The sequence below is a fragment of the Streptomyces sp. NPDC050211 genome (assembly GCF_040656035.1).
In the GTDB taxonomy this organism is placed as follows: domain Bacteria; phylum Actinomycetota; class Actinomycetes; order Streptomycetales; family Streptomycetaceae; genus Streptomyces.
This window is the reverse complement of record NZ_JBFALC010000018.1, coordinates 110,912-137,424: the sequence shown is the minus strand read 5'-3', so window position 1 is coordinate 137,424 and position 26,513 is coordinate 110,912. Positions and strand designations below refer to the sequence as shown.

The window sequence follows — 26,513 nt, the reverse complement described above, 5'->3', positions numbered from 1 at the left end:
GTCGAGACGGCGGGACCGCCGAGACTGCCGGGACGGCCGCGATAGCCGGGACCGCCGAGACGGCTGGGATACCGGGACCGCCGGGAGCCCTCCTCGGGACGGCCTGCCCGCCAACCGAGCTCAGCGCCGCCGACCGCGCCCCCCACCCCGCTCGTCGTCGAACTCATCGTCCTCGCGCGGCCCCAGCAATTCGTCCGCCAGCGTGGGCAGATCATCCAGCGGCGTCTCCTCGGCCCAGTCGGACCGCGTCCGCCGCCGAGGCGTCCCTTCCGCATCGACCTGGGGCATCTCGCGCGTACGGTCCTCGGTCCCGTCCGGCCGCGCCCCCGCCGACTCGTCCCGGAAGAACCCCGGTGGAACCCGGTCCGCCGGATCTTCCCCCTGTACGGGAGGAAGTACCGCGGTCTCGTCCGCCGCACCGGGCGGCACCTGCGGAAGTACCGCAGTCTCATCCGCGGCACCAGGCACCACCGGCGGCAGCACAGCCGTCTCGTCCGCAGCCCCAGGAGCCACTTCGGGCTTGGGCAGCTCAGCCGTCACCTCGGACTCGCCGACCCCGGAGGAACCAGCACCGGCCTCTCCGGAAGAACCGGCCTCCGAAGCACCGTCCTTGCCGGTCCCACCCTCAGCCGCATCCCCCCGCACCGGCCGCAGCACAGCCGTCTCCTCAGCCGACCGCCCGCGCGCAGCTTCCTCCGGCGTCACAACCGGCGTAGGCACCGTCACCGCGTCCGAAGCCGCACCACGCGCCGCGTCCGAAGCCGCACCCCGCGCCGCGTCCGACGTCGCACCGTGCGTCGCTTCCCGAGCCCCACCGCGCGCCGCATCCGAAGCAGCACCCGGCGCCGATTCCCGAGCCTCACCGCCTGCCGCACCCGAGGCAGCACCCCGCGCCGCTTCCCGACTCCCACCCGGCGTCGCCTCCGAAGCCCCACCCGGCGCCCCAGAAGCCGTCTCCTGCCGAGGCCCCGCCTCCGCCGCAGCCGCCGCCTGCTCCGCCAGTCGGCGTGCTTCCTCGGCTCGCAGTAGCGCCTCCTCAGCCTTCCGCTGCTTCTCCAGGCGCCGGGCCTCCGCCTCGGCGCGCAGTCGGGCCTCTTCCTCGGCCTGCTTGCGCCGCCGCTCCTCCTCGGCCTTGCGGCGGGCCTCCTCCTCGGCGCGCGCCTTCTCCTCGGCGAGGAGCCGGACCCGCTCCTCCTCCGCACGCCGACGCGCTTCCTCGGCCCGCAGCCGGGCCTCCTCCGCCTGCCGTTCGGCCTCGCGCCGCTGCGCCTCCTCCAGCTCGCGCCGCTTGCGCTCCTCCTCCTCGGCGCGCAGCCGCTCGAGCTGTTCCTGGCGCTCGCGCTCCAGCCGCTCCTCCTCGGCCTTGCGGGCGGCCTCTTCCTCGGCCTTGCGCCGGGCCTCCTCCTCGGCCTTCCGGCGGGCCTCCTCGCGGGCCTGGATCTCGGCCTCGGACAGCGGCAGCATCTGGTCGAGCCGCGCGCGGACGACGGTCGTGACGGCCTCGGGCTCCTGGCCCGCGTCCACGACCAGGTACCGCCCGGGGTCGGCGGCGGCCAGCGTCAGGAAACCGGACCGCACGCGCGTGTGGAACTCGGCGGGCTCCGACTCCAGCCGGTCCGGCGCCTCGGTGAACCGCTCGCGCGCGGTCTCCGGCGAGACGTCCAGCAGCACGGTCAGATGCGGCACCAGCCCGTTCGTCGCCCACCTGTTGATGCGGGCGATCTCGGTCGGGGACAGGTCACGGCCCGCCCCTTGGTAGGCCACGGACGAGTCGATGTAGCGGTCCGAGATGACCACCGCGCCACGCTCCAGCGCGGGCCGTACGACCGTGTCCACGTGCTCCGCGCGATCCGCCGCGTACAGCAGCGCCTCCGCCCGGTGCGACAGCCCTGCCGACGACACGTCCAGCAGGATCGACCGCAGCCGCTTGCCGACCGGCGTCGCGCCCGGCTCGCGGGTCACCACGACCTCGTGCCCCTTGGCCCGGATCCACTCGGCGAGCGCCTCGGCCTGGGTGGACTTCCCGGCACCGTCGCCGCCCTCCAGGGCGATGAAGAAACCGGACGCGGCGGGCACCGTCTCCGGGTCGTCGCCGCCGAGCAGCGCGTCCCGCAGGTCCTTCCGCAGCGGCACCCCGGAGCGGTCGTCGACCTTGGCCAGCACCAGCGCGGCCACCGGCAGCAGCAGCGCGCCGACCAGCATCAGCGTGAACGCGGCGCCGCCGTGCGCGAACACGAACTTGCCGTTCTCCAGCCGGTGCGGCCCGATGAGCGCCGCCACCAGGGGTGCGATCACCGCGCCGAGCGCCACGAAGACCCGTACGACCGCGTGCAGATGCTCGGTCGTCCGCCCCCGCCGGTGGTCCTCGGCCTCCTGGTCGAGCAGCGTGTGCCCGGTGTTGGCGGCCACGCCCGCCCCGACGCCGGCCAGCGCGACGATCAGCAGCACCGTGGTCAGGTCCGGCACCAGCCCGGCGGCGAGCAGCGCGACCCCGGTGAAGGCGATGGCCAGTGCGAGCAGCCGACGGCGCGACAGGGCGGGGAGCACCGAAGGCGCCGTACGGATGCCGACGACGACACCGCCGGTCAGCGCGAGCACCAGCAGCCCGTACGTCACCGGGCCGCCGCCCAGGTCCTTGGCGTGCAGCACCGACACCGCCACGGCCGCCGCGATCGCCGCGGCCACGGCGGCGCAGGCCAGCACCAGCAGGGGCAGCGCGCCGGTGCGGCCCCGGTCGACGCCGGCGCCGCTCTTGGGCCGGCGCAGCCCTTCGAGCGGCGACCGCGCGCGCGGGGTGCGAGTGCCGGGCAGCTCCAGGAAGGACAGCACGGACAGGGAGGCGGCGAAGAGACCGGCCGCCACATACGAGGCGAGGGCGGCCTGGTGCTGCCCGAACCAGTCGATTCCGGCGCCCAGCAGGTTGTTGAGCAGGCTCGCCGCGATGAGCGCGGCAGCCGCGAGGGGGATCGCCACGAAGGTCGTACGGATCGACAGGCGTCGCAGGGCGTCCAGGTGGTCCGGCAGCGGGCGCACCGTCGCCCCCTCCGGGGGCGGGGCCGGCAGCAGCGCGGGCGCCGCGCTCTCCCGGCACACGGTCCAGAAGCGCTCGGCGACACCGGTCACGAAGACGGTCACCAGAAGGACCGCCAGCGCGTCGTCCGGCATCCAGTCGATCCACAGCGGCGCGACGATCAGCAGCGCGGCCCGCAGCCCGTCCGCGCCGACCATGGTCCAGCGGCGGTCGAGCGGACCGTCCTGGGACGTCAGAGAGGTGAGCGGGCCCAGCAGCACGGCCCCGAAGAGCAGCGTCGCGAGGATGCGCACGGCGAAGACGGTCGCCACTGCGAACGCCACGCCCCGGTAGCCGCCGCCGAACGAGCCCTCGGCGATGGCCACCTGGAGGGCGAGGACGACCAGCACCAGCAGCGCGAGCACATCACCGACTCCGCCCACGAGGTGCGCGCTCCACAAGCGCTTCAGCTGCGGTTGGCGCAGCAGAGCGCGGACGGCACGCTCGCGGGAATCCGCTACCAGGGTGTCGTCGGGGGCCGGGTGAGGGGCCGTTGGCTGCTCGGCTCGGGTCATGCATTCAGCCTATCGGCAGCCACCGACAGCCCGACGGGCCCGTCCGAACGTGCGCGCGCCCCGACACCAAAGCGTTGCCGGAGCGCGCGTTTTGCGAAGCAGAAGTGAAGATACGGACGCTCACACGACGCGCGGTGAGCCTCAGTCCCCCGCCGAATCAGTCATCCGCCGAAGACGCCGCCGAGTTCGAAGCCGTCGCCTTCTTGGCCGCCGCCGTCTTCGCGGCCGTCTTCTTCGCCGTCGTCGTTGTCTTCTTCGCCGCGGTCTTCTTGGCAGCCGTCTTCTTGGCCGGAGCCTTCTTCGCCGGGGCCTTCTTCGCGGCCGTCTTCTTCGCCGTCTTCTTGGCGGGCGCCTTCGCCCGCTTCTCGGCGAGCAGCTCGTAACCGCGCTCCGGAGTGATCTCCTCGACGCTGTCGCCGGACCGCAGGGTCGCGTTGGTCTCGCCGTCGGTGACGTACGGTCCGAAGCGCCCGTCCTTGACGACGACCGGCTTCTCGCTGACCGGGTCCGTGCCCAGCTCCTTGAGCGGCGGCTTGGCAGCTGCGCGCCCGCGCTGCTTGGGCTGGGCGTAGATCGCCAACGCCTCTTCGAGGGTGATCGTGAAGAGCTGGTCCTCGGACTGCAGCGAACGCGAGTCCGTGCCCTTCTTCAAGTACGGCCCGTAGCGGCCGTTCTGCGCGGTGATCTCCTGGCCCTCGGCATCGGTGCCGACGACACGCGGCAGCGACATCAGCTTCAGCGCGTCCTCGAGCGTCACCGTGTCGAGAGACATCGACTTGAACAGCGAGGCCGTACGCGGCTTGACGGCGTTCTTGCCGGTCTTCGGGGTGCCCTCGGGGAGCACCTCGGTGACGTACGGGCCGTAGCGGCCGTCCCTGGCGATGATCTGGTGGCCGGTCGACGGGTCGGTGCCCAGCTCGAAGTCGCCGCTCGGCTTGGCGAGCAGCTCCTCCGCGTACTCGACACTCAGCTCGTCCGGGGCCAGGTCCTCGGGGACGTCCGCGCGCTGGTGGTTCTCGGAGTCCTTCTCGCCGCGCTCGATGTACGGGCCGTAGCGCCCGACCCGCAGCACGATGTCGTTGCCCACGGGGAACGACGACACCTCGCGCGCGTCGATCGCGCCCAGGTCGGTCACCAGCTCCTTGAGGCCGCCGAGGTGGTCACCGTCGCCGTTCCCGGCGTCGGCGGCGCCGGCCGCGTCGCCCTCGCCGAAGTAGAACCGCTTCAGCCACGGCACGGCCTGCGCCTCGCCGCGCGCGATGCGGTCGAGGTCGTCTTCCATCCTGGCGGTGAAGTCGTAGTCGACGAGCCGCCCGAAGTGCTTCTCCAGGAGGTTGACCACGGCGAAGGAGAGGAAGGACGGGACGAGTGCCGTGCCCTTCTTGAACACATAGCCGCGGTCGAGGATCGTGCCGATGATCGACGCATACGTCGACGGGCGGCCGATCTCGCGCTCTTCGAGCTCCTTGACCAGGCTGGCCTCGGTGTAGCGGGCCGGGGGCTTGGTGGCGTGCCCGTCGACCGTGATCTCCTCGGCGCTGAGCCCGTCGCCCTCGCGCACCTGGGGCAGGCGGCGCTCGCGGTCGTCCAGCTCGGCGTTCGGGTCGTCGGCGCCCTCGACGTACGCCTTCAGGAAGCCGTGGAAGGTGATCGTCTTGCCGGACGCGGTGAACTCGACGTCGCGGCCGTCGGCGGCGGTGCCACCGATCTTCACCGTGACGGAATTACCGGTCGCGTCCTTCATCTGGGAGGCGACGGTCCGCTTCCAGATCAGCTCGTACAGCTTGAACTGGTCGCCGGTCAGTCCGGTCTCGGCAGGTGTGCGGAAGCGGTCGCCCGAGGGGCGGATCGCCTCGTGCGCCTCCTGCGCGTTCTTGACCTTCCCGGCGTACGTCCGCGGCTGCGCCGGCAGGTAGTCGGCGCCGTACAGCTGCGTGACCTGGGCGCGGGCGGCCCCGATGGCGGTGTCGCTCAGCGTCGTGGAGTCCGTACGCATGTACGTGATGTAGCCGTTCTCGTACAGCTTCTGCGCGACCTGCATCGTGGCCTTCGCGCCGAAGCCGAGCTTGCGGCTGGCCTCCTGCTGCAGCGTCGTCGTACGGAACGGGGCGTACGGCGAGCGGCGGTACGGCTTGGACTCGACGGAGCGGACGGAGAACTGCGTCTGCTCCAGGGCGGCGGCCAGGGCGCGGGCGTTCGCCTCGTCGAGGTGGAGGATGTTCGCGCTCTTGAGTTGTCCCAGGGAGTCGAAGTCGCGGCCTTGCGCGACCCGCCTGCCGTCGACGGTCTGGAGGCGGGCGACCAGCGACGACGGGTCCGACGAGTCCCCTGCGCGGCCGGTCGCGAAGGTGCCCGTCAGGTCCCAGTACTCAGCAGAACGAAACGCGATGCGCTCGCGTTCCCGCTCCACCACGAGCCGGGTGGCGACGGACTGGACACGGCCGGCCGACAGGCGCGGCATGACCTTCTTCCACAGGACCGGCGAGACCTCGTAGCCGTAGAGACGGTCGAGGATGCGGCGGGTCTCCTGGGCGTCCACGAGCTTCTGGTTGAGTTCGCGCGGGTTGGCGACGGCGGCCTGGATCGCGGCCTTGGTGATCTCGTGGAAGACCATCCGCTTGACCGGGACCTTGGGCTTGAGCACCTCCTGGAGGTGCCAGGCGATGGCCTCGCCCTCGCGGTCCTCATCGGTGGCGAGGTAGAGCTCGTCGGAGTCCTTCAGCAGATCCTTGAGCTTCTTGACCTGGGCCCTCTTGTCGGCGTTGACGACATAGATCGGCTCGAAGTCGTGCTCGACGTCCACACCGAGGCGGCGGACCTCGCCGGTGTACTTCTCCGGCACCTCCGCGGCGCCGTTGGGGAGGTCGCGGATGTGCCCGACGCTCGCTTCGACGACGTAGCCGGGGCCGAGATAGCCCTTGATCGTCTTCGCCTTGGCAGGCGACTCGACGATGACGAGTCGGCGGCCGCCGTGTGCGGTGTCGCTGGTCGGGGACAACTTCGCTCTTCTCTCCGGTCGACGCTGGGGTCACTCCCCAGGCCTTGGTTCCCGGGGTCGGGTCATGCTGACGCTGCGGAGTGTGACGGTACATCCCGCCCCCGTGTCAAACGGGAAAAGCCCGCAACGGCCACTCGAACGGTAACCCGACTCCCGCCATTCCTGCCGCCCGGAGTGCCCACCGGCCTTTTCGAACCTATCCGGAGGACGACCTCCTTATTATCGAAGTCCCTGTCCCCGGGCGGTTCTCAGACGCGGGTGAAGCACCACGTGCCGAGAATCAGCGCGATCACCGCGGCAATGGTCGCGAGGGTCGCCGATGCGACGGGGCTCACACCGTGGGCGACGGGTTCGCGATGTCGTACGCGCACGGCCGTCCACACCAGCAGTCCGCTGCCGAACAGGGCGAACACCACACCCGCGAAGATCGCCGGTCCGCTCTCCATGGCCCTTTGTGCCCCTTTTCTCCCGTTCACGCGTGCCCAGTGCCGGGAGGCTGACACGTGCGGACGGCGACCCGGCGAACCTCAGGTGAACGAGGGACCGACGCGGCCGTCCCTGCTTCTGGCTCATTTCATTCGGTTCCGGAACAAATCCGTGCCCACTGACCGCAGGCCTCGTCCCTACGCCGGATCGAGGAAGCCCTGTTCCACCAGCAGCCGGATCTGCGCGGGCGTGCGGTCGCGCAGCAAGACGGGGTCCTCGCCCATCAGTTGGGCGATGGCATCCAGAATGCGGCCCGCGCTCAGCGTGCCGTCGCAGACGCCCGCGAAGCCCGCGCCGACCGTGTCCACCTTGGTGGCCCGGCGCATCCCGCGGTGCTGGCGCAGCACCACGTGCTCCGGGTCCTCGGCGCCGGGCAGCCCGACCTGCTCCTGGACGATCTCGGCACCGAGCCGGAAGTGGCCTTCGAGCAGGTCGGCGTCGTCGTGCGTGCGCAGGAAGTCGAGGCGGTCGAAGTGCGCCCGGACCGTCTCACCGAGCGGCTGTTCGACCGGATGCGGCCACTCCTCGACCGTCACCGAGGGCACGGCCGTCCCCGTCCTGCGCAGCGTGATCCAGCCGAAGCCGACCGCCTTGACCTTGCGCGCCTCGAACTCGTCCAGCCACGCGTCGTACCGCGCCTGGTACTCGGCCGGGTCGCCCCGGTGATCGCCGGCGTCCCTGAGCCACAGCTCGGCGTACTGCGTGACGTCCTGCACCTCGCGCTGCACGATCCACGCATCACACCCGCGCGGCACCCACGACCGGATCCTGTCCTGCCAGTCCTCCCCCTCCACGTGCTGCCAGTTGGCGAGGAACTGCGCGAACCCGCCCTCCCGCAGCCGCTCCCCCGCCCCCTGAACGAGCGAGCGGCACAGATCGTCCCCGCCCATCCCGCCGTCGCGATACGTCAGCCGCGCCCCCGGCGAGATCACGAAGGGCGGGTTCGACACGATCAAGTCGTACGTCTCCCCCTCCCGGACCGGCTCGAACAGCGAGCCCTCCCGGAGGTCGGCCCCCGGGGCGCCCGACAGCGCCAGCGTGAGCGCGGTGATGTGCAACGCGCGCGGGTTGACGTCGGTCGCCGTCACGCGCGTGGCGTGCTGCGCGGCGTGCAGCGCCTGGATCCCGGAGCCGGTACCGAGATCGAGGGCGGCGGAGACGGGCGTACGTACGGTGATGCCGGCCAGGGTTGTGGAGGCGCCGCCGACGCCCAGGACGACGCGCTCGTCCCGGCTGCCGATCCCACCGGCCCCGCCGACCGCGCACCCCAGGTCGGACACGATGAACCAGTCCTCGCCACCGGGCCCGCCGTACGGCCGTACATCCACGGCGGCCGCCACCTCGTCCCCGCCGATGGACACCAGCCACCCGCTCTCCAGGCACTCCGCGAGCGGCAGAACGTCCGCCACGCGCGCGTGCGGCACGGGCTGCTGCAACAGGAACAGCCGTACGAGCATCTCCAGCGGCGTGTCGCCGCGGGTCGCCCGGAGCGCGGGCACGGTTTCACTCCGTGCGAGCGCCGCGTACGCGGGCGCACCGAGCAGCTCGAGCAGTCCGTCGGCGGTGAAGGAGGCCGCGAGCAGGGCGTCCCGGAGGCGGGAGGTGATCTCGGGGCGGTCGATGGAGGGCAGCGAGGACAGGCTGGAGTTACTCACGCCCTCATTGTGACGCGCACCGGGCCGCAGGGGCTCCCTCAGCTGTCAGTGGCCGAGGCGGAGGCGGCCGCCTTCTTGCAGCTCTCCTGCTTGACCAGAGACTCCTTGGCGTCGCCCTCTTCCAGCTGCTTGAGCGCGGCGACCGCGTTCTTGCGCAGGGTCACCACGTCCTTCATCCCGTTCGACAGCTCACTGAGTCCGGACGCGAACTTCGCCTGGTCCTTCGTGTTCAACGCGTCGACCTGCTTCTTCAGCTCGGCGTAGGCCGTGGAGACGGCGCCGAGCTTCTTGACGGCGTCCTGCTGCTTCGTCGCACCGTCGTCGACACCCGGAGGCGCTCCGGCGTCCTGAAGGTGGGTCGCCCGCTCCTTGAAGCCATCGGCAAGGTCTCCGAATGACTTGGAATCGACCTTCTGGAGCTCCTCGGGCTCGCTGTCCGTGGCCACCTTGTTGATCGCGGAGTCGGCAGCGGCGATCTTCGCGTTCGGCGCCGTGGCCGTGTTGCAGATCTTCTTGGCCCAGGCGTCGAGCTCCTCGTTGCTCTCGTCGCCGCTACATGCCGACAGCGCCAGTACCAGTACCGCACCGCCGGACAGTGCGGCCGCGAGCTTCTTGTTCACCGGTTTGGTCCCTTCCATGGCTCTCGGCCCCGGAACATACACGCCGGATGGGCGACATCTACACGCCGAAGGTCCGCTAGGAACCCTTTTCATGTGATTTACACCAGAGAGAGAAGGGTCACGGCTCAGGGCGTGAACACGCACGGGGCGGGCAGACGACGCGTCAATGCGCGCCGCCTGCCCGCCCCGTGAGCTGGGCGTCGTAAGACCTCCTACGAAACCACCGCGGGATCGGCCGGCTTGGCCACCCTTTCGGCGTTGCCTTCGTCACCCACGGCGATGCCGCGCCGCTTGGAGATGTAGACCGCGCCGATGATCACCAGCAGCGAGAGGACCGAGATCGCGATGCGGACACCGACGCTCTTGTCCTCGCCGTAGCTGAACTTGATGACCGCGGGCGCGATCAGCAGGGCCACCAGATTCATGACCTTCAGCAGCGGGTTGATGGCAGGCCCCGCGGTGTCCTTGAAGGGGTCGCCGACCGTGTCACCGATCACCGTGGCGGCATGGGCTTCGCTGCCCTTGCCTCCGTGGTGACCGTCCTCGACGAGCTTCTTCGCGTTGTCCCAGGCGCCGCCGGAGTTGGCGAGGAACACCGCCATCAACGTGCCGGTGCCGATCGCGCCCGCGAGGAACGCGCCGAGCGCGCCGACACCGAGCGTGAACCCGATGGCGATGGGCGCCATGACCGCCAGCAAGCCTGGCGTGGTGAGTTCCCTCAAGGCGTCTCTGGTGCAGATGTCGACGACCTTGCCGTACTCCGGCTTCTCCGTGTAGTCCATGATCCCGGGCCGCTCACGGAACTGCCGCCGCACCTCGTAGACCACGGATCCCGCCGACCGCGACACCGCGTTGATCGCCAGCCCCGAGAAGAGGAAGACGACCGCGGCGCCCGCGATGAGGCCGACGAGGTTGTTGGGCTGCGAGATGTCCATCATCAGGTTCATCGGCGCACCCTCGCCGGTCAGTTTCTCGCCGACGTCCCGCGCGCCGGTCGTGATCGCGTCACGGTACGACCCGAAGAGCGCCGATGCGGCGAGGACCGCGGTGGCGATGGCGATGCCCTTGGTGATGGCCTTGGTGGTGTTGCCGACCGCGTCCAGGTTGGTGAGCACCTGGGCGCCCGCACCCTCGACGTCGCCGGACATCTCGGCGATGCCCTGCGCGTTGTCGGAGACCGGCCCGAAGGTGTCCATCGCGACGATCACACCGACCGTGGTGAGCAGGCCGGTTCCGGCCAGCGCCACCGCGAACAGCGCCAGCATGATCGACGTACCGCCGAGCAGGAAGGCCCCGTAGACGCCGAGGCCGATCAACAGGGCGGTGTAGACGGCCGATTCGAGGCCGATGGAGATACCGGCCAGAACAACGGTGGCCGGGCCGGTCAGCGAGCTCTTGCCGATGTCCCGGACCGGACGCCGGTTCGTCTCGGTGAAGTAGCCCGTCAACTGCTGGATCACAGCGGCGAGCACGATGCCGATCGCCACCGCGACCAGCGCGAAGATCCGCGGGTCGCCGTCCTTGGCCTGGATCGCCGCGTCGGTGACGCCGTCGAGTTCGGCGTACGACGACGGCAGATAGATGAAGACGGCGATCGCGACCAGTACGAGCGAGATCACCGCGGAGATGAAGAAACCGCGGTTGATCGCCGTCATGCCGCTGCGGTCGGACCGGCGGGGCGCCACGGCGAAGATGCCGATCATGGCCGTGATCACGCCGATCGCGGGCACGAGCAGCGGGAAGCCGAGTCCGGCGTCGCCGAAGGCGGCCGAGCCGAGGATCAGCGCGGCGACGAGCGTCACGGCGTACGACTCGAAGAGGTCGGCCGCCATGCCCGCGCAGTCGCCGACGTTGTCGCCCACGTTGTCGGCGATGGTCGCGGCATTACGCGGATCGTCCTCCGGAATGCCCTTCTCGACCTTGCCGACCAGGTCGGCGCCGACGTCGGCGGCCTTGGTGAAGATGCCGCCGCCGACACGCATGAACATGGCGATGAGGGCGGCCCCGAGGCCGAATCCCTCGAGCACCTTCGGCGCGTCGGCCGCGTACACCAGCACCACACAAGAGGCGCCCAGCAGACCGAGCCCCACTGTGAACATGCCGACGACGCCGCCCGTGCGGAAAGCGATCTTCATGGCTTTGTGCGAGACGGCGGTGAGATCCTTTTCCGGCTCACCCTCCGCGGGGGTCGCCTCGCGCGCGGCGGCGGCGACTCGCACATTGCTCCGTACGGCGAGCCACATACCGATATAGCCGGTGGCCGCCGAGAACGCCGCGCCGATCAAGAAGAACACCGATCGGCCGGCGCGCTGATTCCAGTCGTCCGCGGGTAGCAGCATGAGCAGGAAGAACACGACGACGGCGAAAACGCCGAGCGTGCGCAACTGCCGGGCCAGATAGGCGTTCGCGCCTTCCTGGATGGCTGTTGCGATCTCCTTCATGCTGTCGGTGCCTTCGCCGGCTGCGAGCACCTGGCGTACCAGGACGCCTGCGACGACAAGCGCCGCCAGCGCGACGACACCGATGATCGCCACGAGGATGCGGTTGTCGTCGGTCAGGACTGCGGCTGCGAAGGTAGTGGGATGGTCAAACTGATGAGGGGTAGAAAGCCCCGCCATTCGTCCTCCTTGACGCCTGTGCTGAGCTCAAGATGTGGACGGATTCTAGGTACCCGGACCTGATCAAAACAGTGCGCGGTAAACGGAATTAGCCTTCACATGCTCTTCAGCAAATGATCGACGTCACGCCACACAACCCGAAAGCGGTAATGCCTCAAAGGCATTGACGCCTGCATTGACCCTTGATCGAATTATCGGTTGAATGATCGTGAATTCCTTCACGAATTGCCCGGCGCTGCGACAGAAAACACCAAGGGCCCTGCTCAGCAGGGCCCTTGGTGGTGAAGCGGGGTGGGACTCAGGGGAGCACCGCGGTCGGCGGCGTGGTCGGCCAGGTCATACGGATCAAGCCGCCGTGCTCGCCGGCGGTGACCTCCACGTCGTCAACGAGGCCGCTGATGACCGCGAGGCCCATCTCGTCCTCCTCGGTCTCCGCGTCGGGATCCTCGGCGGCGCCACCGGGCGCGCGATCCCCGGGAGCCGAACGCGGCGCCTCGTCACCGACCTCGATGGAGAACTGCTTCTCCTCCTCGATCAGCAGCACTTTGACCGGCGCCGTGATGCCGCCGCTCTGGTGCAGTCCGACGGCACGGGTGCAGGCCTCGCCGACAGCGAGTCTGACCTCGTCGAGGACGGCCTCGTCCACTCCGGCCCTGCGCGCCACCGCTGCCGCCACCAGTCGGGCGGTCCTGACGTGCTCGGGCAGCGCGCTGAAGCGGAGTTCAACGGTGGCCATGCATCCCCCTCGGAACTTCGGGCGTGCTGTCGGGGGACCGGGCTGCCGATAGCCCGGACCCCCTCATGAACTTCTTCCGTCCCGGGCACGGACGACTGATCACTGGCCCGGGCGCGGCGGTCAGTCTGTGGCCGCCACCGCTTCCTCGACCGAGGTGTGAATCGGGAACACCTTGGTGAGACCGGTGATGCGGAAGATCTTCAAAATGCGCTCCTGGTTGCAGACCAGGCGCAGCGAGCCCTCATGGGCACGCACGCGCTTCAGGCCGCCGACCAGTACGCCGAGACCGGTGGAGTCGAGGAAGTCCACGCCCTCCATGTCGACGACGAGGTGGAAACTCCCGTCATTCACCAGCTCGACGAGCTGCTCGCGCAGCTTGGGCGCGGTATAAACGTCGATTTCGCCACCGACCTTGACGATCGTGCGATCGCCGACGGTCTCGGTCGACAGGGACAGGTCCACGGATCCTCCAGCACCTTGCTATCGAGCGGTCGCCCCTCGGGTCACCTCGGCAGGGCCCGGGACGGTTCGCCAGCCGCGATGGCATTCAATCACTTACGGCAGGCGTGCACGACGCCTTGGTCCCATTGTCCGTCACGCCAGTGACACACTCGGTGCCGATGGCCAAGAATCACCGATCCGATCGACCCTCGACGGACCCCGCCTCGCGCCTCACTCCGAGCACGGTCCTGGACCGGCTCGCCGCGGGGCCGAGCCGGGCTTCGCGCATCACTCATACGGAGCACTTGCCCCCGCGTGAGGGTCGCCATGCCGTCTGGCCCGACCGGATCCGTGCCGAGGTCATCGCGGCCGTGCAGGCAGCGGGCATCGAGCATCCCTGGGCCCACCAGGCCAGCGCGGCCGAGCACGCCCTGGACGGCGACTCGGTGGTCGTCGCCACCGGCACCGCGTCCGGCAAGTCCCTGGCCTATCTGGTCCCGGTCCTGTCGACCCTCCTGGACGGCTCGGAGGCGCCGAACGGCCGCGGCACCACCGCCCTCTACCTGGCTCCCACAAAGGCCCTTGCGGCGGATCAGCGCCGATCTGTGAAGGAACTTTCACAACCGCTGGGCAATTCGGTCCGGCCTGCGGTCTATGACGGTGACACGCCGTTCGAGGAACGCGAGTGGATCCGCCAGTACGCCAACTACGTCCTCACCAACCCGGACATGCTGCATCGCGGCATACTCCCGTCCCACCCCCGCTGGTCCTCCTTCCTGAAGTCGCTCAAGTACGTCGTCATCGACGAGTGCCACACCTACCGCGGCGTCTTCGGCTCCCATGTCGCCCAGGTACTGCGCCGACTACGCCGCCTGTGCGCGCGATACGGCGCCTCGCCCGTGTTCCTGCTGGCCTCCGCGACCGCCGCCGAGCCGTCGGTCGCCGCCCGCCGCCTCACCGGCCTCCCGGTGGTCGAGGTCGCCGACGACGCCTCGCCGCGCGGCGAACTGGTCTTCGCCCTGTGGGAGCCCCCGCTCACCGAGCTCCAGGGCGAGAAGGGCGCACCGGTCCGCCGTACCGCCACCGCCGAGACGGCCGACCTGCTGACCGACCTCGCCGTCCAGGGCGTGCGCACGGTCGCCTTCGTACGCTCCCGGCGCGGCGCCGAGCTGATCTCGGTGATCGCCCAGGAACGGCTGGCCGAGGTGGACCGCTCCCTCGCCCGGCGCGTGGCCGCCTACCGCGGCGGCTACCTCCCCGAGGAGCGCCGCGCCCTCGAACAGGCCCTCCACTCCGGCGAACTCCTCGGCCTCGCCGCGACCACCGCCCTCGAACTCGGCATCGACGTCTCCGGGTTGGACGCGGTCCTCATCGCCGGATACCCGGGCACGCGCGCGTCCCTGTGGCAGCAGGCGGGCCGGGCGGGCCGCGCCGGGCAGGGGGCCCTCGCCGTCCTCGTCGCCCGCGACGACCCCCTGGACACCTTCCTCGTCCACCACCCCGAGGCCCTGTTCGACCAACCGGTCGAGTCGACCGTCCTCGACCCGGACAACCCGTACGTCCTCGCCCCGCACCTGTGCGCGGCAGCGGCGGAACTGCCGCTGACCGACGACGACCTGGCGCTGTTCGGCCCCGAGACCGAGAACCTGCTGCCGCAGCTGGAGGCCGCGAAGCTGCTGCGCCGCCGGACCAAGGCGTGGCACTGGACCCGCCGGGAACGGGCCGCCGACCTGACCGACCTCCGGGGAGGCGGCGGTCAGCCGGTGCAGATCGTCGAGTCCGGCACCGGACGGCTGCTCGGCACGGTGGACGCGGGCGCCGCCCACACGAGCGCGCACGAGGGCGCCGTCCACCTCCACCAGGGCCGTACCTACCTGGTCCGCTCACTGGACCTGGACGACTCGGTCGCCCTCGTCGAGGAGGCCAACCCGCCGTACACGACGGTCGCCCGCGACACGACGTCGATCTCCGTCCTGGAGACGGACGTCGAGATCCCCTGGGGCGACGGCCGCCTCTGCTACGGCTCCGTCGAGGTCACCAACCAAGTCGTCTCCTTCCTGCGTCGACGTGTCATCACCGGTGAAGTGCTGGGCGAGACGAAGCTCGACCTCCCTCCTCGTACGCTGCGCACGCGTGCCGTGTGGTGGACGGTCACCGAGGACCAACTGGACGCCGCCCGGATCAACCCGGAGATCCTCGGCGGCGCCCTGCACGCCGCCGAGCACGCGTCGATCGGCATGCTGCCCCTCTTCGCGACCTGCGACCGCTGGGACATCGGCGGCGTCTCCATCCCGCTGCACCCCGACACCCTCCTCCCGACGGTCTTCGTCTACGACGGCCACCCGGGCGGCGCCGGCTTCGCGGAACGCGCCTTCCACACCGCCCGCTCCTGGCTGACGGCCACCCGACAGGCCATCGCGTCCTGCGAGTGCGACGCCGGGTGCCCGTCCTGCATCCAGTCCCCCAAGTGCGGCAACGGGAACGATCCGTTGCACAAGAGGGGCGCGGTACGACTGCTCACGGTGTTGCTGCGGGGGGCTCCGGAGGAGAAGGCGGAGGAGGAGCCGGGGAGGGAGCTGTTCCCTAGTCCGGTCCAGGAACCGGCGCACGGTCCGGTTGAGGAATTGGTGCACGGTCCGGCCCGGGAGCCGGCGCAAGGGCCGGTCCAGGAGCCGGTCCCTGGTCCGATTCAGGACCAGAGGAACGGTCCGGCCCAGGAGCCGGTCCAGGATCCCGCGGGACCGTCTCCGCAGGTCCCGCCCGTGCCCTGACCTCCGCCGCGAACGGGCCCTGGCCCGATCTCGCCGTCACGTCCGAGATCTCGCCCACGACATCGCACCGCGCCAGCCGCGCGCCCTGGGCTCTCGCCACCCGGTCCGCCCGGGCGCAGGCCGCGGTGCCGCCCTCCGCCCAGTGATCGGCCGCCGCCAGCGCGGCGAGGTCCGCGGCGCCCGCCGCACGATGCCGGGTCACGACGGCCTGCCCCAAGGCGAGGACGACACCGAACACCACACACAGCACGGCGATCGCACCGACGGTCCAGACGGTGGCGGATCCGCGGTCGGAACACCGGTCGGCGGAGCCACGGTCGGAACACCCGTCGGCGAAGCCACGGTCCGAACCCCGGTCGGCGGAGCCACGGTCGGAACGCCGAAGGGCGGCGATGCCCCGACGCAGACCGAAGCCGCCCACCATGTCCCCGGCCCTCAACTCCCCACCCCCACACTGTCCTCCGCCAACGCCACGGCCTCCTCCCGTACTTCGAAAGGCAACCCGTCCAGCGCCGGTGGCTTCGCCACGACCGCCACTCGAACCTGGTCCCCCTCCCGGCTGAGCGTGACCCTCGCGCCGCGAGGTGCCGCCTCGCGGGTCACTTCCACGACCGCGTCGGCCGGGTCCTGGCGGGCCGCCGCACGGGCGCCCACCCTGGCCGCGTCCACACACTGGATCTGGGCGGCCACGACGAGCAGCGCCCCCACCAAGGCCATCACGAAAATCACCAGCACCGGCAGCACCACGGCCGACTCCGCCGTGACGAATCCCCGGTCCCTGTCCCTCTCGCGCTCACATCCCCGCATCGAGCGCCCGTTTCACGATGGCCTGCAGCTCCGCGTCGACCTGCCCGCTCGTGACCACCTTGTAGAGGACCACCGCGAAGGCCACCGCCGCGACGATCCCCATCGCGTACTCGGAGGTAACCATCCCCGCGTCCCTCCGCGCCGCCCACGCCCCGCACTTCAGGGCACGCAGCCGCGCCCATACCGCCTTGTACATCTCAACCCCCGTAAGGTTCGGTTCTGTTGCTCTCTCGCTGTTGGTCGTACGTCCTTCACACGCGCCGTACCGTCATCCACCACCCCTTCCCAGCACCCCACCCGCGAGCCCGATCACCACGGGCAGCACACCGACCGCGATGAAGGCGGGCAGGAAGCACAGCCCCACCGGAACGGTGACCATGACGGCCGCCCGTCTGGCCCGCGCGGTCGCGCTGCGGGCCCAGTCGGCGCGGGCCTGCGCCGCGAGGTGGGCGACGGGTCCGGCCGCCGGGATCCCGGACACGTCGGCCCGCTCCAGCAGCCGCGCCAGCGCCCCGGCCCCCGGCAACGACGCCAGCCTCCGCCAGGCCTCACCGGGTTCACCGCCGAGCCGTACCTCCGCCGCACCCCGCGCCAGCGCTGCCCCCACGGGGCCTCCCAGGGCCTCGCCCACGGCCTGCGCTGCGATCACCGGACCGGCGCCGGCGGCGATGCAGGCCGCCAGCAGATCGGCCGCGAGCGGGAGTTGACGCGCCGCCTCACCGACGTCGACTGCCTCGCCCCGCCCAGCGCCCACCTGCCGACGACGCCACCGCCACAGCCCGACCGCACCGACCAGCCCCACGACGATCCCGGCGACCCCACCGACGACAGCCCACCCGGCGCCCAGAACCCCCGCCACCGGAGCCCACCGCCGCACGGTGCCCCGCACATCGACGCGCACCCCTGCGGAAGCCACGTCCAGCCCCAGCAACTCGGCGACCCGCCGCCGCACCCTCCGCTCACGCCGTACCGCCCCGACCCACCGCACCACCCACCCGAGCACCAGCAGGGCCCCCAGGACCGCCCCCACCCTGTGGAAAACTTCCGCACTCACTTCGCCTCCTTCTCCCGATCCCGACCAATACCGACCGATGTCGACCGATCTCGTCTGACGCCGACCGACCTCGACTGATCCAGCTGATTCCGACCGAGTTCACGCCGGGCATCAACTGCATCCGCCGTCACCTCTCACCCCACCCCCGCCCTCACACCACCCAGCCCTCACCCCAGCTCGCCTCACATCACCCAGCCCTCACATCACCTCCGCCCCTCGCACAATCCGCGCCACCCACCACACCCCCACCCCCTCCAGCAGCCCCCCGACCACCAGGCACCCGAACCCCGCCCCGGTGTGCAGCAGGACATGCAGCGGGTCGGCTCCGAGAGCCGTCCCGAGGGTGAGCCCGAAGGCCGGCAGCGCGGCGAGCATCACCGCCGTGGAGCGGGCGCCGGCCAACTGGGCTCGCAGATCGGCCCGTTGGTCCCGCTCCGCACGCAACGCCGCCTCGAGCCGGTCGAGCCCCGCCGCAAGCCCCGCCCCCTGGTCCACGGCCACCCGCCAGCAGGCCGCGAGCCCCAGCAACCCCTCGGCCCCCGGCTGTCGCGCCGCGCCCGCCAGCGCACCCGGCACGTCCCCGCCGAACCTCGCCGCAGCCAGCACCGCCGCCTGCGCGCCCCCGAGCCCGCCGGAGTCGCGCGCCGCACACAGGAGCGCCTCACCCGGCTGCCGCCCGGCCCGCACCTCCCCGGCGAGCGCCGCGCACAACGCGATCACTCCGTCCGCGCGCCGCTCCCGCGCCCGTCGTGACTCCGCGGCCAGCCGCAGTCGCCGGAGCAAGGGCACTCCAGCCGCCCCCGCGACGAGCGGCAGCACCGACGCGCCCAGCACCGCCAGCACCAGCCCGGCTACCGGAGCCCACCACTCGACCCGCAGCCGACCGCGGAGCCGCCGCAGCCGAGCGACCGCATCCCGCCACGCGGACGGACCGGTCCCCACCACCCCGCCGCCCGCGAGCAGCAACTCCGCCCGCCGCGCCCCGGAGTGCCATCCACCCATCAGCCAGACCAGGGCCCCGGCGCACGCCAAAGCAGCCCCCGACGACAGCTCACCCATCCCGCCCACTCCTCCGCTCCCCGGCACCGCACGCGTCCGCCGGAACCCCCAGCAACTCCCGCAACCGCCCCCACCCCCGCTCCCGCACAAAGGCCTCCTCGCCCCACCGCAGCGCCGGCACCGTCCGCACCAGCCCTGACGGGTCCCGCTCCAGCACATGGACCTCGGCGATCCGCCGCCGCCCGGCCCGGTCGCGCACGAGATGCAGTACGACCGCCAGGGCGGCCGCCAACTGGCTGTGCAGGGCGGCCCGGTCGAGCCCGGCCGCCGTGCCGAGCGCTTCCAGCCGGGCAGGCACGTCCGCTGCCGCGTTGGCGTGGACGGTCCCGCAGCCGCCCTCGTGGCCGGTGTTCAACGCGGCCAGCAGATCGACTACTTCACGCCCGCGCACCTCCCCCACGACGAGCCGATCGGGTCGCATCCGCAGGGCCTGCCGTACGAGGTCCTCGAGGGTGACGAGGCCCGCGCCCTCCTGATTGGCGGGCCGTGTCTCCAACCGCACTACGTGCGGATGGTCGGGCCGCAACTCCGCCGAGTCCTCGGCGAGCACGATCCGCTCGCCGGAGCCCACGAGCCCCAGCAGTGCGCTCAGCAGCGTCGTCTTGCCGCTGCCGGTCCCGCCGCTGATCAGGAAGGACAGCCGGGCCTCCAGCAGCGCCCGCAGTACCCGGTCCCCGCCGGGCGGCACCGTGCCCGCCGTCACCAGCTCGTCGAGCGTGAAGGCCCGGGGCCGTACGACCCGAAGAGCCAGGCACGCACAGCCCACGGCGACCGGAGGCAGCACCGCGTGCAGCCGTGTCCCGTCGGGCAGCCTGGCGTCCACCCACGGCCGGGCGTCGTCCAGCCGCCGCCCGGCCACCGCGGCCAGACGCTGCGCAAGACGTCGTACGGCCGACGCGTCCGTGAAGGAGACCGCCGTCAGCTCCAGTCCGCCGCCCCGGTCGACCCAGACCCGGTCCGGCGCGGACACCAGGACGTCGGTCACCGACGGGTCGGCGAGCAGCGGTTCCAGCGGGCCGCTGCCGACCAGTTCGGACCGCAACTGCCGGGCCGCGCCGAGAACTTCGGCATCTCCCAGCACCCGCCCCTGCTCCCGCAGCGCCTGTGCCACGCGCGCGGGTGTCGGCTCGGCACCGCTTTCGGCCAGCCACTGCCGTACGCCGTCCAGCAGTGGCCCGGAAAAGGTGTTCATGCGGCGTTCGCCTCCATCAGCGCCCGCTCCCAGAACCCCTTGCAGAACCGCGCCAGCGGTCCGCGTCCGGAGGCGCCGGGCGGCGACTTGCTCTCGTGCGGGCGCAGCAGCCCGGATTCCACGGGCACTTCGCCGGCCAGCGGCAGTCCGAGCAGCCGGGCCACCTCGCGGTCGTCGAGGCCGGGCGCGTACGGTCCGCGCACCGCCACCCGCAGGTCACGCAGGACCATGCCGACGGCGGAGGCCACCCGCCCGGCGGCGGCGACCGCACGCAGCTCGGCGGGCACCACGAGCAGCCCGACATCGAGCTGCGCGAGTACCTCGGCGACGCCGTCGTCGATACGGCGGGGCAGATCGACCACGACCGTGCCGCCCCGGCGTCGGGCGGCGGCGAGCACCGCGCGTACGGCCTGCGGCGGGACGGCGATACGGTCGCCGCGATCCCAGCTGAGCACCCGCAGCGAGTGCAGCCGCGGCAGCGACTCCTCCAGGGCGCCCCCGCCGACCCGCCCGCGCGAGGCGGCGAAGGCGGGCCAGCGCAGGCCCTCGGCGGTCTCGCCACCGAGGAGCACATCGAGTCCGCCGCCCAGCGGATCGGCGTCCACGAGGAGTGTGCGCAGCCCCTCCCGCGCGGAAGTAACGGCAAGAGCGCAGGCGAGCGTGGACGCGCCGGCCCCGCCACGGCCGCCGATGACGCCCACGGTGAGCGCGGGCCGCCCGACACCCTCCGCCACGTCGGCGATGCGGTCCACCAGCCACTGCTCGCCGTCGGGCAGCATCAGCACATGGTCGGCGCCGATCTCGACGGCCCGTTTCCAGACGCCGGGGTCGTCCTGGTCCCGGCCGACGAGCACGACTCCCCTTCTGCGCGCGGCCCCGCGCACCCGCCGCACCGCGTCGTCCCCGACGAGGACCAGCGGCGCCGCCTCCCAGCGGCCTCCGGGCTCCGGCACCCCGTGGTGCACCTCGGGTGTGGCACCGGCCGCCGCGCACAGGCGCAGCAGGTCGTCGAGCAGATCGGCGTCTTCCGTGACGATCAGCGGTCCGCCCTGTCGCCCTCCGGCGGCGGGCTGCGGATCGTGAGTGACGGCTGCGGCCACGATGTCCATCCCCCTTCGCGCGGGCCCACGCGGGACCCGCGACACACCTCTCGCGCAGCCCCTGAGGCCCCGCGATTCCCAAACGTGTGAAGAACCGGCAACCGGCCTCCATATGGACGGCCGATAGGAACCGGCCAAACACGCCCGACAAACCGGAACCGGCCCTGAAGTCGGCCCGGTCGGGGCGCGCTGGAATCACGGTGCAGCGAACCGGGAAATCGTGTGGATCTTGGTCGATAACTGTGGACAACTCGACGGTTGTGAATATCGCCGTCACCCATACCGGTGACCCCTGTACTGCCCGCTGTGCGACTTCCACAGAGCAGCCCAACGGCTACACACAGTCACGAATCATGGGCATGTCAAGATCACACCACAGCCGCCTCGCGATGGGCCCACGACCGTGAACAGAGGGAGGAAAACGCATCCGGACATGCGACGACCCCCGCCGGGGGGGAGAGCGGGGGTCGTCTCCACGGCCGACTCGGGGGGGGAGGAGCCGGACCGGGTTAGCACGGTCGCGAACGATCCGTGACTTCCATGGTGTACCCGAGAGCCCTCTCAGGCAAACCCACGCGCCCACCTTACGCCGAATGGGCTGCCCCTATGCTCAGGGTTGTGGAAAACCACTCCTTGCCCCGCACAGCGGCCTTCTTTGACCTGGACAAGACGGTCATTGCGAAGTCGAGCACGCTCACCTTCAGCAAGTCGTTCTACCAAGGCGGGCTGATCAACCGCAGGGCCGCCTTGCGCACCGCATATGCCCAGTTCGTCTTCCTCGCGGGCGGCGCCGACCACGACCAGATGGAGCGGATGCGCAAGTACCTGTCCGCGATGTGCCGCGGCTGGAACGTCCAGCAGGTGAAGGAGATCGTCGCCGAGACCCTTCACGACCTGATCGACCCGATCATCTACGACGAGGCCGCCTCCCTCATCGAGGAGCACCACACCGCGGGGCGGGACGTCGTGATCGTGTCCACGTCGGGTGCCGAGGTGGTCGAGCCCATCGGCGAACTGCTCGGCGCGGACCGGGTGGTCGCCACCCGCATGGTCGTCGGCGACGACGGCTGCTTCACCGGGGAGGTGGAGTACTACGCCTACGGTCCGACGAAGGCCGAGGCGGTCAGGGAACTGGCCGAATCCGAGGGGTACGACCTCGCGCGCTGCTTCGCCTACAGCGACTCGGCGACCGACCTGCCGATGCTTCAGGCGGTCGGCCACCCCCATGCCGTGAACCCGGACCGCACACTGCGCCGTGAAGCACTCGCGCGCGGGTGGCCGATTCTGGACTTCCACCGCCCGGTACGGCTCAAGCAGCGGATGCCCACCCTCTCCGTACCGTCGCGTCCGGCGCTCGTCGCGGCAGCCGCCATAGGGGCCGCGGCGGCCACCGCGGGCCTCGTCTGGTACGCCAGCCGGCGTCGGGCCACAGCTGCCTGACCTGCTCCATTGCCGCCACGCGCGCGTGCTCGACATATCGGCGACCGTTTAGTACGCCTTTGAACATAAAAGTAAAGAAGTGCAGCCGCCACTTCCGCTTGCCCGGCACCTGGAGTACAAAGGAGTCAACGGCCCGCGAGACCAAGGACATCCGAGAGGATCACCTTAATAACGCATTTGGCCCCACGGACCGAGCATGGACACCGGGCACCCACGCGACGTCGACCCGTCGATTACGGGCCAGCCGCACCAGGGACGGGCGAAGTCCCGACCTGATGGGCAATACATCGAGGACGCTTGGTACCCCGGTGGACATGCCAGCGGCGGTACGAGGACTCGTACCGCCGCAACCCTTCAAGCCCCCTTTCGGGGGCTTTTTCATGCGCCTTTTCTTACTGCATTCTTAATGCTGCGCTGCCCCGCAACTCGCCTGCTACGCCGCCCCGCGCTGCAGCGCCTCGCACACCGCCGTCGACTCGCGCGCCCCCAGCTCGACCGCCCTGCCGCAGTGGGCGATCCAGGCGGCCATGCCCTCCGGAGTGCCGGAGACATAGCCGTCGAGCGCCGCCAGATAGGCGGCGCGGCCCAGTTCCGCGTGGCCGACCTCCGGCGGACAGACGGACTTCGGGTCGAGGCCGCTGCCGACCAGGACGATGCGCGCGGCCGTGCGCGCGACCAGGCCGTTGTGGGAGGCGAAGGGCCGCAGCGCGAGGAGTTCCCCGTGCACGACCGCGGCCGTGACCAGTGCGGGTGCGGAACTCCCCGCGATGATCAGCTCGGACAGGCCGTCCAGCCGCCCCGACACATCAGCCGCGCTCGGCAGCTCCAGTTCGACCAGCGGCTCGTCGACCTGCTCGCCCTCCTGGCGGGGCCGCCCGACCTCGTCGGAGTCGCTCGCCGCCGCCACCAGATGCAGCCGGGCCAGCACACGCAGGGGTGACTGCCGCCAGACGGACAGGAGTTGGCCCGCCTCCGCGGTCAGCCTGAGGGCCGCACCCATCGTGCGGGCCTCGTCGTCGCCGCTGAAGTCGGTGCGCCGGCGCACCTCTTCGAGGGCCCAGTCGGCACCGGACAGCGCCCCGGAGCCACGGGCGCCGCGCAACGCCGCCTCGGACGTGATCTCGTTGCTGCGACGCCGCATGATCCGGTGGCCGTAGACCCGGTCCACGGCCTTGCGCACGGACTCCACGGACTCGGCCACTCCGGGCAGCGAGCCCAGGGCCGCGAGCGGATCGGCGGTCGCACCTGTCGTACTCATGAGTACGACACTAGCCACACCGGGCGCGCACCCCACGATGGAGTGGTCTTCTTCACGCCCGTCTGCCACCTACAGCTATCGCCGCACTACCCTTCGTGAACATGAAAATTGCTTTCGTCGGGAAGGGCGGCAGTGGCAAGACCACGCTGTCCTCCCTGTTCATCCGCCATCTCGCGGCCGACGGCGCACCGGTCGTCGCGATCGACGCGGACATCAACCAGCACCTCGGGGTCGCGCTCGGCCTGGACGAGACGGAGGCGGGCGAGCTGCCCGCGATGGGCGACCGGCTGCCGATGATCAAGGACTATCTGCGCGGCACCAACCCCCGCATCACCTCCGCCAGGACGATGACCAAGACGACGCCACCCGGGGAAGGCTCACGGCTGCTGCGGGTCCGTGAGAACAATCCGGTGTACGACGCCTGCGCCCGGCCGGTGGAACTCGACGGCGGCGCAGTCCGTTTGATGGTCACGGGCCCCTTCACGGACGCCGACCTGGGGGTCGCCTGCTACCACTCCAAGACCGGAGCGGTGGAGCTGTGCCTGAACCACCTGGTGGACGGCCGCGACGAGTATGTCGTGGTCGACATGACGGCGGGCTCGGACTCCTTCGCCTCCGGGCTGTTCACCCGCTTCGACATCACGTTCCTCGTCGCCGAGCCGACCCGGAGGGGGGTCTCCGTCTATCGCCAGTACAAGGAGTACGCCGCCGACTTCGGGGTCGCCCTGGCGGTCGTCGGCAACAAGGTGCACGGCCAGGAGGACCTCGACTTCCTGCGCGCCGAAGTCGGGGACGACCTGCTGGTGTCGGTGGGGTACTCGGACTGGGTGCGGGCCATGGAGAAGGGCCGGCCACCCCGGTTCGAGTTCCTGGAGGACGCGAGCCGCCGCGCCCTGCGCCTGCTGCGGACGGCCGCCGACTCGACGTACGAGCTGCGCGACTGGGAGCGCTATACGCGTCAGATGGTCCACTTCCATCTGAAGAACGCCGAGTCCTGGGGCAATGAACGCCTCGGGGTCGACCTGGCCGCGCAGATCGACCCCGGATTCGTGCTCGGCGAGGGCATCGGCACCCCGGCGTGACGGCTCCTGCCGCTAGGGCCTGACCGCCGGTGCCCCGGGCGCGCCCTTCGGGGCCGGGGCCGGGTGGGCGGACAGGAAGGACGCCCAGCCCTGCTTCGGGGCCTCGCCGACCTTCAGGGTGCGGAGCTTGCGCAGCGTCGTGGGGTCCTGGGCGTCCAGCCAGTCGACCAGCTGCCGGAAGGAGACACAGCGCACCTCGGGCTTGGTGCACACCTCCTCGATGACCTCCTCGACGGCCCGCATATAGGTGCCGCCGTTCCAGGACTCGAAGTGGTTGCCGATGATCAGGGGCGCGCGGTTGCCGTCGTAGGCCCGGTAGAAGCCCTTGAGCAGGCCGTCCCGCATCTGGTCGCCCCAGTAGTCGTACTTGTCCGGGTCGCCCTGGGTGGTGGTGCCGGATTGGTTGACCATGAAGTTGTAGTCCATGGTGAGCTGTTCGTAGGTGTGCCCGGGGAACGGCACGAGCTGCATCGACAGATCCCACAGGCCCAGCTTCTTCTTCGGCCAGACCTGGTCGTTGACGCCACTGGTGTCATAGCGGAAGCCCAGGTCGCGGGCCGCCTTCATGAAGTTCTCCTGGCCTTCCAGACAGGGCGTGCGGGCGCCGATGAGTTCCTTGTCGTAGTCGAAGGGCAGCGGGGCCGCCTTTCTCATGCCGGTGTTGGTCTTCCAGGACTTCACGAATCGTTTCGCCTGGGCGATCTCGTCCTTCCATTCCTCGACCGACCACTCGCCGACCCCGCCGCCGCTGCCGCAGAAATGGCCGTTGAAGTGGGTGCCGATCTCATTGCCCTCCAGCCATGCCAGGCGCAGCTGCTTGGCGGTGTCGGCGATGCCGCGGTCGTCGTTGAAGCCGATGTCGGAGCGGCCGGGCGCGTGCTGCGGCGGTCTGTAGAGGTCGCGCTTCCCCTCGGGCAGCATGTACACGCCGCTGAGGAAGTACGTCATCGTCGCGTCGTTCCTCTTGGCGACCTGGCGGAAGTGGGAGAACAACTTCTGGCTGTCCTCGCCGGCGCCGTCCCAGGAGAACACCACGAACTGCGGGGGCTTCTGACCGGGCTTCAGGCGTTCGGGTCTGGGCAGATGCGGCTGGGCTCCGGTGTACGAGGTGGAGCCGTCACCGATCAGACGGACCACGCTCTTGGGCGCCGCCGCCGGCTTCTGCGGGCCGGGGGCTCCTTGTTCTGGGCCCTGGGAACCGGTGTCCTCCGCCGTGCAACCGGCGAGGGACGCGGCACAGGCCGCGGCGGCCACGGCGCCGGCGGCGATCCTCTGGGTGGCGGCCATACTCCGCCCACCTTTCCTTCTCTCAGGCCAACGCTGATGAGTCGAACTCGGGTGATGTGCCGGAAAGGGCCGACAGTGGCGCCAAGGTCGCACGGGGCAGAGAAGGAATTAATACGACAAGCCGATAAAAAGCTCGCTTCACTCATGAGAGTTATGCATTAGCCCATTTGCTCGAAAAATCTATGCTCGCCCTTTACTCTCCATTACGATCCATTTACCGAGCGTTGATTCATCCCGCCGCTTGCACGCCGTGACCCACGGCCGCGACCCGACCCCCCGCCACCGAGCGGAGGACCACCAGATCCGCGACCGCGCTGCCCCGGA

Annotated in this window: 19 protein-coding genes and 1 pseudogene; 3 read left to right on the top strand and 17 right to left on the bottom strand. The window is 70.8% G+C overall.

The features are described 5' to 3' along the window. Positions 1–120: 120 nt before the first annotated feature. The 8 genes from tmk to bldG form a co-directional block, all read right to left on the bottom strand. Positions 121–3,585: a dTMP kinase gene (tmk, locus tag AB0I98_RS20460; RefSeq protein ID WP_362943617.1), complete on the bottom strand. Its 3,465-nt coding sequence runs from the start codon at positions 3,583–3,585 to the stop codon at positions 121–123. A gap of 157 nt (positions 3,586–3,742) precedes the next feature. Then, positions 3,743–6,583 carry a type I DNA topoisomerase gene (topA, locus tag AB0I98_RS20455; protein ID WP_362943614.1) on the bottom strand — a complete coding sequence of 947 codons (2,841 nt, stop codon included), beginning with the start codon at positions 6,581–6,583 and terminating at the stop codon, positions 3,743–3,745. A 248-nt stretch (positions 6,584–6,831) separates the two neighbouring features. After that, a complete protein-coding gene (locus AB0I98_RS20450; RefSeq protein WP_301982973.1) occupies positions 6,832–7,029 on the bottom strand; it encodes a hypothetical protein in 198 nt (65 codons plus the stop codon). Between the two features lie 177 nt (positions 7,030–7,206). After that, positions 7,207–8,724 carry a class I SAM-dependent methyltransferase gene (locus AB0I98_RS20445; RefSeq protein ID WP_362943611.1) on the bottom strand — a complete coding sequence of 506 codons (1,518 nt, stop codon included), beginning with the start codon at positions 8,722–8,724 and terminating at the stop codon, positions 7,207–7,209. Between the two features lie 38 nt (positions 8,725–8,762). Next, positions 8,763–9,362 (bottom strand): small secreted protein, encoded by a 600-nt coding sequence (locus AB0I98_RS20440; RefSeq protein ID WP_362943608.1) that lies wholly within the window; start codon positions 9,360–9,362, stop codon positions 8,763–8,765. 194 nt (positions 9,363–9,556) lie between these two features. Further along, on the bottom strand, positions 9,557–11,962 hold the full coding sequence (locus tag AB0I98_RS20435) for a sodium-translocating pyrophosphatase (RefSeq protein ID WP_362943605.1): 2,406 nt from the start codon (positions 11,960–11,962) through the stop codon (positions 9,557–9,559). A gap of 298 nt (positions 11,963–12,260) precedes the next feature. Continuing rightward, a complete protein-coding gene (locus AB0I98_RS20430) occupies positions 12,261–12,698 on the bottom strand; it encodes an ATP-binding protein (protein WP_210577898.1) in 438 nt (145 codons plus the stop codon). 120 nt (positions 12,699–12,818) lie between these two features. Beyond that, the gene (bldG, locus tag AB0I98_RS20425) at positions 12,819–13,160 is read right to left on the bottom strand and encodes an anti-sigma factor antagonist BldG (RefSeq protein ID WP_097267104.1); all 342 of its coding nucleotides are present in this window, start codon (positions 13,158–13,160) and stop codon (positions 12,819–12,821) included. Between the two features lie 158 nt (positions 13,161–13,318). Between bldG and AB0I98_RS20420 the strand changes: the two genes are divergently transcribed. Then, on the top strand, positions 13,319–15,910 hold the full coding sequence (locus tag AB0I98_RS20420) for a DEAD/DEAH box helicase (protein ID WP_362943602.1): 2,592 nt from the start codon (positions 13,319–13,321) through the stop codon (positions 15,908–15,910). A gap of 40 nt (positions 15,911–15,950) precedes the next feature. Here AB0I98_RS20420 and AB0I98_RS20415 read toward each other — a convergent pair. From AB0I98_RS20415 to ssd, 7 genes and pseudogenes are all read right to left on the bottom strand, one after another. Further along, positions 15,951–16,334 (bottom strand): annotated as a pseudogene (locus AB0I98_RS20415) (Rv3654c family TadE-like protein); the annotation flags it as partial. Between the two features lie 11 nt (positions 16,335–16,345). Next, positions 16,346–16,717, bottom strand: a complete 372-nt coding sequence (locus AB0I98_RS20410; RefSeq protein ID WP_362943599.1) for a TadE family type IV pilus minor pilin — start codon at positions 16,715–16,717, stop codon at positions 16,346–16,348. After that, complete coding sequence (locus tag AB0I98_RS20405; protein ID WP_362943596.1) at positions 16,704–16,913, bottom strand: DUF4244 domain-containing protein; 210 nt, start codon at positions 16,911–16,913, stop codon at positions 16,704–16,706. The genes AB0I98_RS20410 and AB0I98_RS20405 overlap by 14 nt, the downstream gene beginning before the upstream one ends. Before the next feature lie 72 nt (positions 16,914–16,985). After that, the gene (locus AB0I98_RS20400) at positions 16,986–17,771 is read right to left on the bottom strand and encodes a type II secretion system F family protein (protein ID WP_362943593.1); all 786 of its coding nucleotides are present in this window, start codon (positions 17,769–17,771) and stop codon (positions 16,986–16,988) included. 198 nt (positions 17,772–17,969) lie between these two features. After that, complete coding sequence (locus tag AB0I98_RS20395; RefSeq protein WP_362943589.1) at positions 17,970–18,830, bottom strand: type II secretion system F family protein; 861 nt, start codon at positions 18,828–18,830, stop codon at positions 17,970–17,972. Beyond that, positions 18,823–20,022 carry a TadA family conjugal transfer-associated ATPase gene (locus AB0I98_RS20390; RefSeq protein WP_362943586.1) on the bottom strand — a complete coding sequence of 400 codons (1,200 nt, stop codon included), beginning with the start codon at positions 20,020–20,022 and terminating at the stop codon, positions 18,823–18,825. The genes AB0I98_RS20395 and AB0I98_RS20390 overlap by 8 nt, the downstream gene beginning before the upstream one ends. Continuing rightward, positions 20,019–21,122: a septum site-determining protein Ssd gene (ssd, locus tag AB0I98_RS20385; protein WP_362943583.1), complete on the bottom strand. Its 1,104-nt coding sequence runs from the start codon at positions 21,120–21,122 to the stop codon at positions 20,019–20,021. The genes AB0I98_RS20390 and ssd overlap by 4 nt, the downstream gene beginning before the upstream one ends. Positions 21,123–21,728: 606 nt before the next feature. Between ssd and AB0I98_RS20380 the strand changes: the two genes are divergently transcribed. Continuing rightward, a complete protein-coding gene (locus AB0I98_RS20380) occupies positions 21,729–22,562 on the top strand; it encodes an HAD family hydrolase (RefSeq protein WP_362943580.1) in 834 nt (277 codons plus the stop codon). Between the two features lie 433 nt (positions 22,563–22,995). Here the strand turns inward: AB0I98_RS20380 and AB0I98_RS20375 are convergent, their stop codons facing one another. Continuing rightward, positions 22,996–23,820, bottom strand: a complete 825-nt coding sequence (locus AB0I98_RS20375; RefSeq protein WP_362943577.1) for an oxidoreductase — start codon at positions 23,818–23,820, stop codon at positions 22,996–22,998. A 101-nt stretch (positions 23,821–23,921) separates the two neighbouring features. On the opposite strand from AB0I98_RS20375, the gene AB0I98_RS20370 reads away from it, so the two are divergent. Continuing rightward, the gene (locus AB0I98_RS20370) at positions 23,922–24,902 is read left to right on the top strand and encodes an ATP-binding protein (RefSeq protein ID WP_362943574.1); all 981 of its coding nucleotides are present in this window, start codon (positions 23,922–23,924) and stop codon (positions 24,900–24,902) included. A 12-nt stretch (positions 24,903–24,914) separates the two neighbouring features. Here the strand turns inward: AB0I98_RS20370 and AB0I98_RS20365 are convergent, their stop codons facing one another. Beyond that, positions 24,915–26,189 carry a hypothetical protein gene (locus AB0I98_RS20365; RefSeq protein ID WP_362943571.1) on the bottom strand — a complete coding sequence of 425 codons (1,275 nt, stop codon included), beginning with the start codon at positions 26,187–26,189 and terminating at the stop codon, positions 24,915–24,917. Positions 26,190–26,513: the final 324 nt, after the last annotated feature.